Below are 15,004 nucleotides of genomic sequence, written 5' to 3'. Positions count from 1 at the left end.
ATTGGCTTGTTGCACCTGTTTCTTGATCTGAATATACATTTACTAAGAAATAATAACTGTCTTAAAGCTGTTATTTCGCTCTTCAATTCTAAAGGATGGTAACCATGAATACCCCAGCAACAAATGATAAAAATCCAACTCCAGATTTAGCTGAAGATAATGCGTTCTTCCCATCACCATATTCACTGAGTCAATATACTTCTCCTAAAACAGATTACGATGGCACAACCTATCCAACGCCGTATGCGGGCAATAAAAAGGTTTTAATGATTGCAACTGATGAACGTTATATCCAGATGCAAAACGGTAAGTTCTTTTCTACCGGAAACCATCCAGTAGAAATGCTTTTGCCAATGTTCCATTTAGATAATGCCGGATTTGAAATTGATGTTGCGACACTTTCAGGTAATCCAGCCAAACTTGAAATGTGGGCAATGCCAAAGCAAGAACAGGTGGTATTAGATACTTTCCAGAAATATGCAGATAAATTAAAAAATCCGTTAAAACTTGCCGATATTTTAGAAAACGTAGTCGGTGAAAACTCTCCATATGCGGCTGTATTTATTCCGGGTGGGCATGGTGTGTTAGCGAAGATTCCGCATAGCCTTGAAGTGAAGAAAGTTCTTAAATGGGCAGTTGAGCAAGACAAATTTATTATTACGTTATGTCATGGTCCAGCTTCGTTACTGGCTGCCGCAGTAGATGAACAGCCTGAGAATTATATTTTTAAAGATTATCAAATTTGTGTATTCCCTGACTCGTTAGATAAGGGAGCGAATATTGATATTGGTTACATGCCTGGAGCTTTACCGTGGTTAGTCGGTGAAAACCTTGAAAAACTCGGTGTGAAGATTTTGAACACTGGCATTACTGGTCAATGTCATCGAGACCGTAAATTGTTAACGGGCGATAGTCCGCTTGCTTCTAATAATTTAGGCAAACTTGCAGCTGAAACATTGCTGGCTGAAGTGAAGGATTAATTCACTAAAAGTGTGCGCCCTGCGGGACTCGAACTATAGTCTACAATTATTTATATATAAGGTTTAAGTGGTGATATATTTTTAAATATATCCCCACTTGTATCCTTATTTCATGAAGTACTTTATTTTAGTAAAATACTATTATGAACGCTGGTTCGAATCCTAAGTTGGGATTCGAACTGATGGAATCATTATGATTTGATAAAACCAGCCATAATATCATTTGGATATGTTGCGGTGCGGTTATTAAGGGCTGAGAAAATAAAATAATGTAACATTACTATTTTCATTCTTGTGCCTTTAAATTTTCATAGAAATGACGAATAGTAAAAGCTTCTTTACTAAGGCGTGGATGGTCTGGAACTGCTAACTTGAAACTATTTGGCTGTAATTGGGCTTGGTACACAGGTAAATTACATTTATTTGATAAATTATATTGATTTATAGCATTTAAGAGCGCGTTATATTTTTCATCATCTGAATTTAGTTTAGCTCCTAGAATTACTGACGCTATGCTTAAGGGTGGAAACTTTACTAACAATGAATTTTCATTGTTGGGATCATAATCATGTTTAAGCACTCGAAATTCTTCTTCATATCCCCACTCACTAGATTTCGTTAAGAATTGATTTTTTACCATTGTATGCATAAGTCTATAGAAATCATCTGACCATGGAGTAACTGGGGCAGGTGGTAAGACTGTTTTAGGAAAGTTATCCGTATATATGACTTTTAATAGAGTAAAGACATCAGGAGCGGGACCGTAAATGAAAGGTTGCGGTATTCTAAATTCAATAACGAATCCCTGATGTGATTGTGCATAATGTGACCACATTAGAATACTTAAAGGATTATTGTTGAAGCATGTAACTGCTAATTTTTCAGTGAGAGCTTTTTGAAGTAACTCAGTAGGCTTGTTACCTTCAATTTCAGTTACTGCTACGCAGTCATAAGGATCATTGAAACGAGCAGGAGGAGTAAACTTTAAATGACATTCTGTAAATATTTCTAATACTTTAAAATATTGGTCAAAGCTTAGATGTTTGTATATGTAGTAATAATCCTTGTCACATCTTAAGTTTTCATAGTCTGAAAAGGCATCATCAGTATCTATGATTGATAACAGTCCCATTGCTACGGATTTCAAATCGTTCAAGTCAACCTCTATAATTAAATTTGTTATTAATATTCATTGCTTAGTATAAGATATTTTTGTAAAACTTTTGCCTTGTTTGATATAAAAATAATGGTCGTTAGAGGATATCAAATGTTCATAATTTTGATTATTTTACATACGCTGATTATGTTACTACATCAAAAAAATGCTGTTACTACATCAAAAGCTAAAAGCAAAAATTTTAAATCAAAATTGGCTACTCTGATTTCTAGCCCATAACTAACCCAATAATGGGATTATTCCAAAAACGGTAATATTCCTATTATTGGTATTTTGAATACTCCCAAAATTGGGATGTAGAATCAACCCAATTTTGGGATGCAGAACCTATCAATGAATCAATCATAGAATCGATCATTCACTCTAAACGAGATATTGGCTCAATAAATTACAGCATTTGAGATAGTCAAAATAATATAAATAAATAGATTTGAATTGTTCCTTCTCAAAAACCAATTAAAAAAAATAGCTCAATTTCTCACTGGTTTGAGTTCTGTTAGCTTTTTTAAAGAAAAATGAATCAAGGTATATGAATAATTATTAAGAGCCTAGGAGGGCGAATAAAGCGTTTATCAATTGGTGATTTAGTTTGAGATTTGTTGGCCAGAGTTGGGGTTTTTATGGATAGGAAAAGTAAGAGAAATAGGGTGTTTTACAGTCTCCCTCGCGCGCGCGCGCGTTTTATTGAAAATATACCCATTTTTTGTGGACCTAATCCAAGTCCTAATTAGATAAATTGATAGGGCTGAACTATGAATATATTTGCTGAGTTATGCTGCTTCTCCACACCTAAAAATCTTTTTTTTAATAAGAGATTGCTAAACTATTTAGCTCCAGACTTCAACAGAATGATTGTAGATTTGAAAAATCTGGGTTGGACACTTGAGAAGATTGCATATGTATTGCCAATATCAGGGGCTTCCTCAGTCAGAGAATGGATCTGTGGAAGTGTCATGAAATATGACAACGGCGCTGCCTTTGTTGAACTTTGGATGCATTTGACTAATAAAACAGAAAAAGAAATACCTCGAATTAATCGTTACCTTATAGCTTAGGAGGATTACACATGGGATCTAAAAAGAAGTTTTTTGAACCGATTACAGGAACCAATATTAACCGAGCTATTGATCTATGTAAAAGCACTCCAGAAAAATTGAAAAAATTTCAGGAAGATATTCGTTATCTAGATTCCAATCAGCTTTTTCAGAAGCAATTTATTCATCAGTTATTAGTTATAGTAAATGACCTTGAAGAATTAAATCAGTTGCTATTAATTATGGCGAAGCCAAAAGATATATATTACTCCTCTTTAAGGACAGCATTAGCTTGGATCAACAATATATCGAATGCTTTAATTATTACGGGGTATTATCTCGATCCTGAGAATAAATATAAGCGTCTATTGAACAAGCATTCGTTTGGTTTTGAAATAAATTTAATTTTAAAGAAAGTGGACTCTGTAAAACAAATTTTAGAACGTATAAGTAAGGGAGATCCCGTTAATAGGAGAATTCATTGAACACTATGAATTTTTGATTTTATATAAATGAGTAAATAGGAGGCTTTAAAACCTCCTTTTTTGTTTCGGAATTTACCCATTTTTTGAATATGAATATCGTTCTAAATTAATAATATTGGGTGGATAACGTTGGTGTTGTTCCAAGTTTTAGAAAATAGGAATATGAAAATGAAAGAACAATGCAAACAGGCAGTAGCTAAAGCGCTTGGCAAGCAATCACTATCAGCTCAAGAAGCAATAAAAATTGAATCACGCATCAATGAAGCCATGCGCAACATGGCACGCAAAGATATTAATAAATGGCGCAATCTTTCTGACTCTGAAAAAATCACAGAAGCATCTAAGCAAGTTGCAATTGACATTCAAGAACAATTAAAACGCAAACATAAAATTGCTGCGAATAACATTCTTACACAGTCAAAAAATTTCACTAAGCTTGATCACCCTAAGCTCTCATCAATGGAAGTCATAGACCGTATGGTTGCGGCTCATGGTGATATGTCAGGTATCACATCAGTTGATTCTCTGGCTCGTGCAATATCATCAATCTATGAAGGACGTTTAACAGAATTCTATACCAATATTAAAGGAGGCTTGGGGGTTTACACAGATCCGAAGCTAGTAAGAAATATCATCCGAGAGCGTTTTGGTGAAAACACTGGTGATGCATTAGCAAAAAAGATCAGTGACAAGATGGGTGAAGTTTTTGAAGACATGCGCGAGCGATTCAACCGCAACGGTGGTGACATTGGAAGACTAGAAAATTGGGTTGTGCCTCAGACTCATGGTCTAGAAAAAATTGCTAAGGCTGGGAAGGAGCAATGGGTAAGTGATGTGCTTCCAGATCAAGATACTAGAATGTTTGTGCATGAGAACGGCGATTACTACTCACAGCAAGAAATACGTTCATTGCTTGAATATGCATATGATACGTTATCTAGTGATGGTGCAAACAAGATTGAGGTTGGTAAACAAGCAACAGGTGCTGGAACTTCAAAAGTAACTAACCGACATTCTGAAAGTCGAATCTTACATTTTAAGGATGCTGATGCATGGTTAAGATATCAGAATAAATATGGCAGCATGCAGTTTGTAGACTTGGTAAATGCTCATATCAAAGGCTTATCAAAAGATATTGCATTGGTCGAAAACCTTGGAAGTAACCCGAAAACCGCTTTAAAAATTTTGATGGATGCTGCTGCAAAAAAAGATTGGGAAAAGGGAATTGATGAGAATAAAACCAAAAGTAGTCGCAAGCGGATTGAAACTATGTTTGATGAGTTCAGTGGTGGTAACTCGCCACAGTCGCAAGTTCTTGCAAATTTAGGTACTTCATATCGCTCAATGAATATTTTCTCTATGCTTGGAGGAACTACCATCGCATCGACTACTGATCAGGCAACCATTGCTAAAACAGCTCATGTGCATGGTCTTTCATATCGTAAGGCTTTTGGAGAGTTGATTAGACAACTTAACCCAGCCAATAAAGCAGATCGGGAACTAGCGCATAGTTTAGGATTAGCGACTGAGGAAATGTTGGGATCGATTGCTCGATGGTCAGATGATGGATTGACTTCCACGCATGGCATGACTGCAAAAGTGGCTCGTATCTCTAGTGGGATAGCGACTCAGGTTATGCGAGCATCTTTTCTAAATGCACTTACAGCAGCATCAAAAGTTGGGTTCACTAAACTCCTTATGGAGAAATACGGCCGCTTAAGCCGTTCTAAAGCTTGGAATGACCTAGATGTACAAGACCGTGAATTACTTTCAAATACGGGCTTAGATGAGCGAGCATGGCAGGTTTTCCAATTGGCTGAACCAGTCGTGGACCGCAAAGGCAATCAACTCATGTCAGCGCGTTCTATCTATGAAATTCCAGATGAAAAACTAACTTCATTTGGTGATCCAAAACAGGTGAAAGATCAAGTTGCCTCACAACTTCAAGCACATTTACTAGATGAGCAGGGCATGGCAGTAATTGAAGCAGGGCTTCGTGAAAAGACTCTAATAAATGTAGGTGCTAGAGGAACGATTACAGGTGAGATCTTTAGAGGGATTGTACAGTTTAAATCTTTCTCTGTGGCCTTTTTAATGCGTCATGGGAGCCGCACAATGGCCCAAGAAGGCTTAAAAGGTAAGGCAGCATATGCAATCCCTTTATTTGTGATGACTACATTACTTGGCGGGTTGGTAGTTCAATTAAAAGAGTTGCTTAACGGTAATGACCCCCAAACCATGTGGGATAGTGACAACCCTAAAAAAGCAAGTAACTTCTTTATTAGGTCTGCCGTACAGGGTGGCGGGTTATCATTCTTAGGCGATATTTTAGTTGCTGGTACTGATACTTCGGGACGAGATGCACACTCATTTGTAGCTGGTCCACTAGGAAGTGATTTTGAGTCACTATTAAGCCTGACTGTTGGCAACATAACACAATACAATGAAGGCAAGGACACCAATTTCGGAAATGAAGCTTTTAAATTCGTGAAAGGCAAAATACCAGCACAAAATTTATGGTATACAAAAGCAGCCATTAACCGTATGGTATTTGATGAAATGCAAGACACAATTGCACCGGGCTATCGTGAGAAGGCTTTGCGTAAAGCAGAACGACAACAAGACCGCGAGCGCTTCTGGGGTGATGACATAAATGATATTAGAGCACCTGACTTTGAGAGGGTAGTGCAGTAATTTGATTAAAATAAAAGGTGTCTCTGTATATTTTATTTTCAGCTATAGTTGATATATGAGTCACTATAGATAGATATTAAAAAAGAGATTTAAATGTTATACATCTTATTAGCTGCAGTGCTTTTAGTTTTAATAGTTACTATATTTATTTTCCACAAAGCCAAAAGCAAACAAGTTTTGATTTTTGATACGCCAAAAGATTTAACGGCATTTATTCGTAGAAAATATAGCTCTCAAATCAAGCATAATCAACCTATCCACGGATTTGTTCTTGAGAATGCTTCAATACAAAGAACACTTCAAGAATCCGTTATGGGAGATTTAGGGCGTTCTGCAGTGGATGTAAAAGTGAATATTATTACTCAAGATGGATTCCAAGAAGTAAGTGCGCCATGTGGTAATTTAAAAGCTGAATTTAAAAAGGGTGACTTTGTAATTGTTCTACCAATTCATAATGAACGTCATGGCTTTTGGCATTACGTAACTGTTGCAAAGTTACAGCCTATTTATGATGGTAAGAAGAAAAGCTGGATAATAATAGAAAATTATATCCAAAATTGATTGATATAACTTAGATTCCTTTATGGCTTTAATACAAGGTAACTTTTCAATTATGAAAAAAATATTAATCTGTTCACTATTATCTTTTATTAGTTCAGTAGTTTTAGCGACTCCAATTACTTTGCAGCATGCCAAGACCGGCTATGTAAATTCAGGAATCTGTTCCGCCGTGGTGGATATAACGATTCATGATTTTCTTGGAAACAATGACAAGCTTTATCTGGATCTTGTGGCAAAGGATAAAGCGGGGAAAATAAAAGGAACCTCTGTAAATATCATTACTTATGATGATGTTCAGAACCTTTCTGGTAAAGCATTTGGTAAAGTATTTATAGAGTCTGAAGATATGTGTGAGGCAGATCGTACTTGGACAATTCATGTCAAGCGTGCAGTATTAGTTGTTGATGGTAAACGTCAGGACTTATTGAAAACGAAGCAAGTAATGATTGATGATTTTCAACCTATGAAAATTGTTGCTAAGTAATACGTATTAGTTTGATCAAAAACTATGAAAATCTACTGTTACACGATAAAAAATGGACAATTTAAGGGTGTTACATGATAATTGTTTGGGGTGTTACACGATAAAAAAAGTGTGTTACATGATAGTCTACTGTCTGTTACACGATAAAAATACTGGATAATGACTACTTATTATTAACATTTTTAAAAGCCCTATTTAGGGCTTTTAAATGATATTTAAAGTAACCCTAATTGACCAATATCGTATTTATACGTTTGCCATTCGCCTTCACGTGGGAATCTATCAATCCCGGTTTCATTCTTCCAAAGTTCAATAAATGCTTCACCATTTTCATAGTTAGGTACTCCACCACGTGCCCATTCGCTAACAGTAGATGCACCTGATATTGGTAATACAAAGGCTATTTTCTCATGTGACCATCCAAGGTTGCGCAAATCTACAATCATTCTGTTGAAGTCTGGGCGCTTATATCCTCGGCGCTTAATGAAGAACTCTTTTACTTTTTTTTGGGTTTTAAGATTTTTAAATCTTTCAGCAGGTGATTTCTTAAATACAGTTGAGTCTATACAACTGTTATCCACAAACATCATATTGTTGCTCCTTGGATTTGATTAAGTGCTTCATGATCTAAATTAGTAAATTGGCAGTACTTCAATTGAGCATACATGTACGCAGTACCCGGTTCGCCGTGGCGGTTTTTCCCTACTATGGCCTCAGCAATACCTCGATATTGAGATTCCTTGTTATAGATCTCATCTCGGTATAAGAAAACGATCTGGTCTGCATCCTGTTCAATTGCACCGGATTCACGTAGATCCGACAGCATTGGGCGTTTGTTTGGACGCTTCTCTAGTTCACGGTTGAGCTGAGATAATAGGACTATGACGCAATCAAACTCTTTGGCCATGGCTTTAAGTTCACCAGTGAAGTATGCAATCTTTAAATCTTCTCGGGCAAACTGTTTTGTAGTCTTCATGATCTGAAGGTAATCCACCAGCACCACACCAACGGCGCCGTACTGATGTTTTACTTTACGGATAGATTCCCTAATATTCGCTATCGAGGGGCGAGACGTATCATTGATATACATCGGTACATTTTGAAGCATTACAACAGCATTGGTATACGCCGTAAATTCGTCTTTAGGCAAAAGGTGAGGGGAGTTGCGTACTATCCCAATATCTGCTGGTGCAATGGCACAACAGAGACGCATAGCAATTTGTTCTTTTGGCATCTCACCAGACATGATAAGGGTAGGCTTTTTCTGAATGACTGCTACATGATTTGCAATGAGTTGAAGCATCGTTGTTTTACCCATTGCTGGACGTGCAGCCACTACCATTAGGCAACCGGGCTCAACATCACCAAGCTTTTTATCAAGGTCATATATCCCAGTCTGAATACCATTAATTAGTGTTTTGCCAGCAATCGCAGCTTCCATTTTTCGGTGCATCTCAACAAACGTATTGTTTGCGGCATCATGAATATGGAAAAGGTTTTCACTACCTTGTTCTGTACTTATTTCCGCAAAGGCTGTCTGTGCATTCAAAACTAAATCACCACGACTTACGGTCAAACTACGGGCACTTTGAATGACCTTATGGGCTTGTGCTTCAACTTTGCGGCAAGTCGTAAGATCTTTTAGTTTCTCAGCATACGACATCAGGTTATAAAAGCTTGAAGGTGCATCACCTAGAAGCTGCATGATGTATTGCTCACCACCAGCAGCTTCTGAGTATCCATGCATTTCTAGCCATTGGTTTACCAATACGGCATCATAAGGCGAATTTTTTGAATCCAGATCAACTATGGCGCTAAAAATCATTTTGTGGCGTGTAGCATGAAAATCTTCTTCAGTTAGCAAGCTTTCAACCTGATTATATGAATTTGCTACAGTCATCAATGCTGCCAGAACAGCTTGCTCAATTTGTAAGTTGTGGATTGATGTATTCATTGAGCATCTCCTAATAAGCTTTTAGGCTTAGTCGGCAAATTGATAAATGGCCGAGCAGTAATAGCTTGCTGTCCAGTTTCCAAAGAAGGATGAATGCCATATTCAGGATTTTGCTTTTTATAGCGTTCAAACTTATCTACGATCCAAGCCGTGAACTTATGAAGCTTTTTGCTATCAGATAATCCACTGTTCTCAAAGTAAGAGTTGAATGCACTCAGCTCAAATTCGAAACTAGGTAGGCCAAAGATCAGATCTATATTTTGGCCATGACCTGCCATCTTTATCTTTGTTATCAGCTGATCAACATTAGGAATCCAGTCATGCTCTTGAGAGAGATTCATTGATAGATTCAATGGTTGGTTCTGCATCCCAAAATTGGGTATATTCAAAGTCCCGTTTTTGGGATTATTTAAAACACCGTTTTCGGGGATATTTCCATTATCGGAATCATTCCGTTTTTGGGAATGTTTAATGTTCCCACTTTTGGATGTATTTGTTCTGAATTCAGTATCTTTTTTTGAACCTGAATTATCCAGATTTTGGTTATATTCTTCACGGCCTTTTACGCCGTTTAATTTAAGTATGCGGACTCTTTTCGTTGGCCCCGCGCGTTCGCCAGTATCGCTTACTAGCCCAAGTTTTATGAGCTCTAATATAACCTTTTGAACTGTCTTTTTGTCTAGCATAGTATCAGCAGCTAAGCGATCAATGCTGGGCCATGCGGTATGTTCTTCACCAGCCCGGTCTGCTAATGAAAGCAGAACCAGACGTTGAGCAGAAGTTTTAACAGAAGCTGTCCAGGACCAACGAGTTGCATCAATGCTCATCAGATCCTCCTTGCCGAATATTTTTAATGAAGGCATTAATGAGTCGATCTGGCGTTATACGGACAGATTCTACATATGTAGAAGATTGTGAAGTTGGTTTCGGTTCTGTAGTTGGCTGAACTGAATCTTTATTAACTGGAACTTGGGATTTATCCATTTTTAGATGCCTCCTGTTCAGCTTCATACTTTTCACTTTCAATAGAAAAAGCATTAACATTGGTTTCAGCTAAATACTCAGCAATATTAATTAAATGCTCAAGTGTCGCAAAGACAGCGCCGTGAATAACATCCTTTACTGCTTCTTTAACCAAATTAACTTCTATTCTAATTTTAGAGATTAACGTTTCTAACCAAGTCGTATTTTCATGAGCAAGTGCATAAGCTCCATTTAAATCGTCAGCATCGTACTGATCATATGGTTCTTGACGATGTCTTTTAATCTCAGCGTTATATATATCGGTATGGGAGTTGGAAAGTTGAAGCGAAATTGCGATTAAATTTTCAATCTCTGTGAAGATTGAATTATCTAAATTATTCTCTTCAGCATATGTTTTAATGAAGATTGCAGACTTACTTATTTGATTGAGTAGGGTGCGAAGTTGGTTAGCCGTTTCATATGCAAGTTTATATGCATTTAATAAATTAGAAGCATTATAAAAAGGAACTGATTGTCCTGGTAATTGAATATTAATTTTTGCGTTCATGATGAATGCACTCCTTGTGTTTGTTTAGGAGCTTTACCAGTCACGACCAAATGAGGGTGGCAAAGCTGAAAAGGGTTGGTCGACAGGTACACAAGAGACCCGCACATCCGAAGATGTCCCTCTCCAGCTTCACCATAGAAATGCAGAAGCATAGAGATTTTACGCATAAAAAAAGCCCAAAGCGGACTGTATGCGCTTGTGTAATTATAGCCGACCAAAGCTAATCTAGTGATTTTGCACCAGACAGACTTAATATAGATGAATAAAATTAATTTGAAAAGGGCAAGGCTAAAAATAGTTGGATATGTCATAAAGATTCTCCAAACCTTTTAGCCAAAATTTGCATACCTTTTGGCAGAATGAAAAACTCGGTTTGAGTATAACTATATGGTTGGCCAGAGGATTTTACACCTTCTTTAAGTGAATATTTGGTTTCACAGTACCCTCGCCTTTCACTGTAATAAGTTGAAGCCCTAGCATTATTTAGATAGCGATCCCAGTTGTGTTTTCTAAGCCATTCAGCTAACACTTGCTGCTTAACATTCAGAATTTTACATGCTTGCTGGAATTTTACGCCGTGTTCAGTATGAGTGATAGTTTCTATTGCTTGTGACAAGGTTTTGTTTTCTGCTGTTAGCCGTAGATTCTGTTTGGCTTGAACTTCAATAGCCTGTAAAAGGTGCTGTGGATTGTTGATATCAAATGCTGGTGTTTGCTGTTCAAGTTCATACCAACGTTTCACAATCGCAGCAGTAAATTCTGGGCAGAGTTGAGCTACTACTGTTATCGAATCCACCTTACCTTGTTCACCAGAAAATACATATTCGGTGCTTGTGCGTCCAGCTGTAGGCTTTTCCACCGTTGGTGGTAAAGTAATAACACGGCGTTCTGCTAAACGTTCAATTGTTCTTTTGACGGAGTCTAAACGTATATTGGTAATGAGAGCGATATCTGAACTCAACATTTGTTGAGAAGGTAAAATTAAACCAATAGGAGCATTCATGGTTTAAGCCTCCATTTCTGCAGCAACAGTTTTTTTGCTGTTATGCCATTCAACAATCTCTTGATAGTCAAAGAAAACGGGAGCTTGTTTTGTGGTCCCCATTTTCATTGGCTTTGGAAACGTGGGGTCTTTACGAATAGTGTGTCGAAGAGACTCACGGGTTACATCAAGTAATTGGCATACAGTACTGAATTGAATTCGAATTGGAGTTATTTGAAGCATAATTACAACCATATATTTCTAACGCTTGGTTGTATCTAAACAGTTTTGATCGTACGGACGCATAGCACGTAAATGCAAAAAACTACGGACGTAATTTTACGTACGTAGTTTTAAGGTTTTAAAATTCAATAGCTTAGTTAATTATTGATTAATAATTTTTTTCTATCATCATGCCATCCAATTAACGGTGATGTTATATCTCGTAGTCTGCGCGTATACGTATCATCTCGATCGCCGGAATAGGGTGTATTATTTTTGATCCAAATATTTGCTTTATTACTATGTTTGCCTGATTTGGGGTTAGTAACATAAACTGATTCCCATAATTGAATAGCATAAGCTAGATCAGGCGCGTATCTTTCATTGTCAGTGCTGTCTAGAATTAAATCTAGTAGGTTATATGACTTTACTGGCTCTAATGATTGTTCCGACTGTAATTGCTCAATTTGTGTATTTAAGTTTTTAATAGTTTCTCTCAGTCTTTCTATTTCTTCATTTTGCTCATTAATTCTTTTGTGCTCGACAGTGAGATTACCTTCTTCCATTATTATTAGATGCGCATTAAAACTCTGGATAAGAATTTTGTTTTTCTTAAGAGTCTCTTTTAATAATTCAGCAGGGATCATTTCTGATTCACCTAAAATGCCATCTTCAGACCATGAGCTAATTAAATTATAAGAATGTAAATAATGCTGAAAGTATTTAACGAAATTCGGTTGATCTCGATAAACTTCTACGAATAGTGGATTATTCATAGAAACAATTGAAGCTGCTTCATGAATTGAGAATGATGGTTTTGAGAATAGTAGATGTTTATATTCTTCATGATTGTATTCACGCCGTAAGGCGTCAAACTTTCTTTTATCAGGATCATTAAAATTTATTCTTTTTAACTCTTCAATATGAAACACTATCTCTTTTTTAGAATATTCAATTCCTTTGTATTCCTCATCCTTCATATCCCTAATCCAAAAAAAATCCTTAACGTCATCATCATACCTACGCTCATATACGTGAAGAGATTGGTTAAGTTCTGGTTCATTAAGTGGTATTTCAGAATATTGAGATATAATTTGATCAATTTTTAATAGATTAAAAGTTTGGTTTTTTGATCGTAATTGCTCAATCAGATCCTGACTAAAAACATATCCTTGAAATGGTACGTGCCATTTAGCCTCCACTACATGTTCAGGATAATCTCTTTTATCCTCACTATGGTGTTCGCGAGTTTCTTCTATACAGACTAAATTACCATCAAGATATACACACGGATGCAGCATGCTTCTTCGGCAATAATCAATAATATCTAAGAGAGATAATGGCTCATCTGAGGCAGATAACACCTCTTCTAAAGTATAGAAATTCTTCATTCTGCCTCCCAAGGCATCCCAAAATAGGAGCTAAGCCAATCAGATTGGGTATCTGACTTTCGCTCCGTCGAGCTAGGCTTAGCAAACTGTTAAAATTGATTATTTCATCAATTTTGCATACTTAAATTGTATGATCTCTTCACCTAAAATCTGTGCTGTATAATCATATGGACTAATACTTGTTTCTTTAGTCACATCTAAATAACTACTCCACCAATTGAGCATTGTTTTTCTTTCTTCTAAGAACTCTGCTTTATGGGTATATGCAAGTCGTACATTATTACGCTCTTGATGACTCATTTGTTTTTCAACAGCATCTTTCTGGAATAGTTTACTTTGAATTAGGGCTGCACAGGCCATACCTCTAAAGCCGTGCCCACAAACTTCTGTATTTGTATCATATCCGAGACGGCGTAGAGTTTTATTGATAGTTGATTCACTCATAAAGCCATGCGGATCACCGTTTTTAGGAAAAACATTTTGAGTGTGTCCGCTGTATTTGTAGACCTCTTTTATTATAGCTAGTGCTTGGTTTGATAGAGGAATTAAATGAGGTGTTTTCATTTTCGCACCGCGATAAGAGTATTTATAACCTTCTACAAAATCTCTAGTTGGGGGAATGGTCCAAATAGCTTTTTCAAAATCAAACTCTTCCCACCTTGCAAATCTGATTTCACTTGAACGAGCAAAAGTATGTAAGGCAAATTCAACACATAGCCGAGTAAGTGGATGACCAGTGTCGGAAGCTAATTTAGCTTGTAACTCGGGCAATCTTTCTAATGGTAATTGAGGATGATGTTTGGTTTTCTTTGAAAGGATGAAAATATCTTGAAGACCATAGGCTGGATTATTTTCAATAAATCCTTTCGACATTGCAAATGCAAAAATACTTGTTAGCCGTTGCCGGTTTTTTTTTACAACTTCGGTATAACCTAAGTCTTCAATACTTTTGATTACTTGAATTAGTTCTTTTGGCTTGATTGCATCAATAGGCTTTTTCCCAAGTTTTGGGAAAACATACTCTTCCATATTCTTAAGAGCCCTTTCTGCTGTTTCAGTTCCCCAACGTCCAGTACTTTTATATGCTGTATGCCATTCTCGAGCTATAGATTCAAAATTATATTTATTGTCTAGTTTAGCCTTTTGTATTTCGTTGTATTCAATTGGATCTATTCCATTAGCTAATAGTGTCTCCAATTCACGGCGCTTATCTCTGGCAGCTTTTAAACTTAAAGCAGGGAAGTTGCCCAAAGTCATTAAGCCATCTTTACCATTAGCTCTTTTATATTTAAATCGCCATACTTTTGAGCCACTTTTACGAATGAATAGAATCAACCCATGACCATCGTATAAGGAATAATCCTTTTCCTGCGGCTTTGCACCAGTGCATTTGGAGTCGGATAGCGGAATAGTTTTCTTAGCCATGGCAGAATAAGGATACATATTGAGTAGAACTCCATATATCCTTAAACATTGCAACTATATCCTTATATATTTATCTATATTCTT

General features: G+C 36.7%; 16 protein-coding genes. 6 read left to right on the top strand and 10 right to left on the bottom strand.

Features of this window, described 5'->3' with window-relative positions; all coding sequences use genetic code 11:
• The first annotated feature begins 104 nt into the window (after positions 1–104).
• On the top strand, positions 105–980 hold the full coding sequence (hchA, locus tag KNQ97_RS07230) for a glyoxalase III HchA (RefSeq protein ID WP_001095773.1): 876 nt from the start codon (positions 105–107) through the stop codon (positions 978–980).
• A 286-nt stretch (positions 981–1,266) separates the two neighbouring features.
• Here the strand turns inward: hchA and KNQ97_RS07225 are convergent, their stop codons facing one another.
• Positions 1,267–2,136, bottom strand: coding sequence for a DUF2971 domain-containing protein (locus tag KNQ97_RS07225; protein WP_253612020.1), 870 nt, complete (start codon positions 2,134–2,136; stop codon positions 1,267–1,269).
• Between the two features lie 773 nt (positions 2,137–2,909).
• Between KNQ97_RS07225 and KNQ97_RS07220 the strand changes: the two genes are divergently transcribed.
• The 5 genes from KNQ97_RS07220 (at position 2,910) to KNQ97_RS07200 (ending at position 7,415) form a co-directional block, all read left to right on the top strand.
• Complete coding sequence (locus KNQ97_RS07220; protein ID WP_001019821.1) at positions 2,910–3,212, top strand: hypothetical protein; 303 nt, start codon at positions 2,910–2,912, stop codon at positions 3,210–3,212.
• A gap of 11 nt (positions 3,213–3,223) precedes the next feature.
• A complete protein-coding gene (locus tag KNQ97_RS07215) occupies positions 3,224–3,676 on the top strand; it encodes a hypothetical protein (RefSeq protein ID WP_005064446.1) in 453 nt (150 codons plus the stop codon).
• 168 nt (positions 3,677–3,844) lie between these two features.
• Positions 3,845–6,370 (top strand): hypothetical protein, encoded by a 2,526-nt coding sequence (locus KNQ97_RS07210; RefSeq protein WP_253612019.1) that lies wholly within the window; start codon positions 3,845–3,847, stop codon positions 6,368–6,370.
• Between the two features lie 93 nt (positions 6,371–6,463).
• Positions 6,464–6,931: a hypothetical protein gene (locus tag KNQ97_RS07205; protein WP_032047839.1), complete on the top strand. Its 468-nt coding sequence runs from the start codon at positions 6,464–6,466 to the stop codon at positions 6,929–6,931.
• A 52-nt stretch (positions 6,932–6,983) separates the two neighbouring features.
• Complete coding sequence (locus KNQ97_RS07200; RefSeq protein WP_065724931.1) at positions 6,984–7,415, top strand: hypothetical protein; 432 nt, start codon at positions 6,984–6,986, stop codon at positions 7,413–7,415.
• Between the two features lie 215 nt (positions 7,416–7,630).
• Here KNQ97_RS07200 and KNQ97_RS07195 read toward each other — a convergent pair whose 3' ends face one another.
• From KNQ97_RS07195 to KNQ97_RS07155, 9 genes are all read right to left on the bottom strand, one after another.
• Positions 7,631–8,005, bottom strand: a complete 375-nt coding sequence (locus KNQ97_RS07195) for a hypothetical protein (RefSeq protein WP_016653606.1) — start codon at positions 8,003–8,005, stop codon at positions 7,631–7,633.
• Complete coding sequence (locus KNQ97_RS07190) at positions 8,002–9,369, bottom strand: replicative DNA helicase (RefSeq protein WP_086262188.1); 1,368 nt, start codon at positions 9,367–9,369, stop codon at positions 8,002–8,004. Before KNQ97_RS07190 ends, KNQ97_RS07195 begins: the two co-directional genes overlap by 4 nt.
• The gene (locus tag KNQ97_RS07185) at positions 9,366–10,196 is read right to left on the bottom strand and encodes a helix-turn-helix domain-containing protein (RefSeq protein WP_253612018.1); all 831 of its coding nucleotides are present in this window, start codon (positions 10,194–10,196) and stop codon (positions 9,366–9,368) included. The genes KNQ97_RS07190 and KNQ97_RS07185 overlap by 4 nt, the downstream gene beginning before the upstream one ends.
• Positions 10,186–10,353 carry a hypothetical protein gene (locus KNQ97_RS07180; RefSeq protein WP_253612017.1) on the bottom strand — a complete coding sequence of 56 codons (168 nt, stop codon included), beginning with the start codon at positions 10,351–10,353 and terminating at the stop codon, positions 10,186–10,188. The genes KNQ97_RS07185 and KNQ97_RS07180 overlap by 11 nt, the downstream gene beginning before the upstream one ends.
• Positions 10,346–10,900 carry a hypothetical protein gene (locus tag KNQ97_RS07175; RefSeq protein WP_253612016.1) on the bottom strand — a complete coding sequence of 185 codons (555 nt, stop codon included), beginning with the start codon at positions 10,898–10,900 and terminating at the stop codon, positions 10,346–10,348. The genes KNQ97_RS07180 and KNQ97_RS07175 overlap by 8 nt, the downstream gene beginning before the upstream one ends.
• Before the next feature lie 307 nt (positions 10,901–11,207).
• Positions 11,208–11,903 (bottom strand): phage antirepressor KilAC domain-containing protein, encoded by a 696-nt coding sequence (locus KNQ97_RS07170; RefSeq protein ID WP_253612015.1) that lies wholly within the window; start codon positions 11,901–11,903, stop codon positions 11,208–11,210.
• 3 nt (positions 11,904–11,906) lie between these two features.
• Positions 11,907–12,125 (bottom strand): hypothetical protein, encoded by a 219-nt coding sequence (locus tag KNQ97_RS07165; protein WP_002013272.1) that lies wholly within the window; start codon positions 12,123–12,125, stop codon positions 11,907–11,909.
• Positions 12,126–12,262: 137 nt separating this feature from the next.
• Entirely contained in the window at positions 12,263–13,495 is a 1,233-nt protein-coding gene (locus KNQ97_RS07160; RefSeq protein ID WP_000788310.1) for a hypothetical protein, read from the bottom strand.
• 99 nt (positions 13,496–13,594) lie between these two features.
• Positions 13,595–14,938, bottom strand: coding sequence for an integrase arm-type DNA-binding domain-containing protein (locus KNQ97_RS07155; protein ID WP_253612014.1), 1,344 nt, complete (start codon positions 14,936–14,938; stop codon positions 13,595–13,597).
• Positions 14,939–15,004 lie beyond the last annotated feature (66 nt).

Origin of the sequence: Acinetobacter sp. UC24323, assembly GCF_024151445.1 — a bacterium.
In the GTDB taxonomy this organism is placed as follows: domain Bacteria; phylum Pseudomonadota; class Gammaproteobacteria; order Pseudomonadales; family Moraxellaceae; genus Acinetobacter; species Acinetobacter baumannii.
This window is presented reverse-complemented; position numbering and strand designations above follow the sequence as displayed.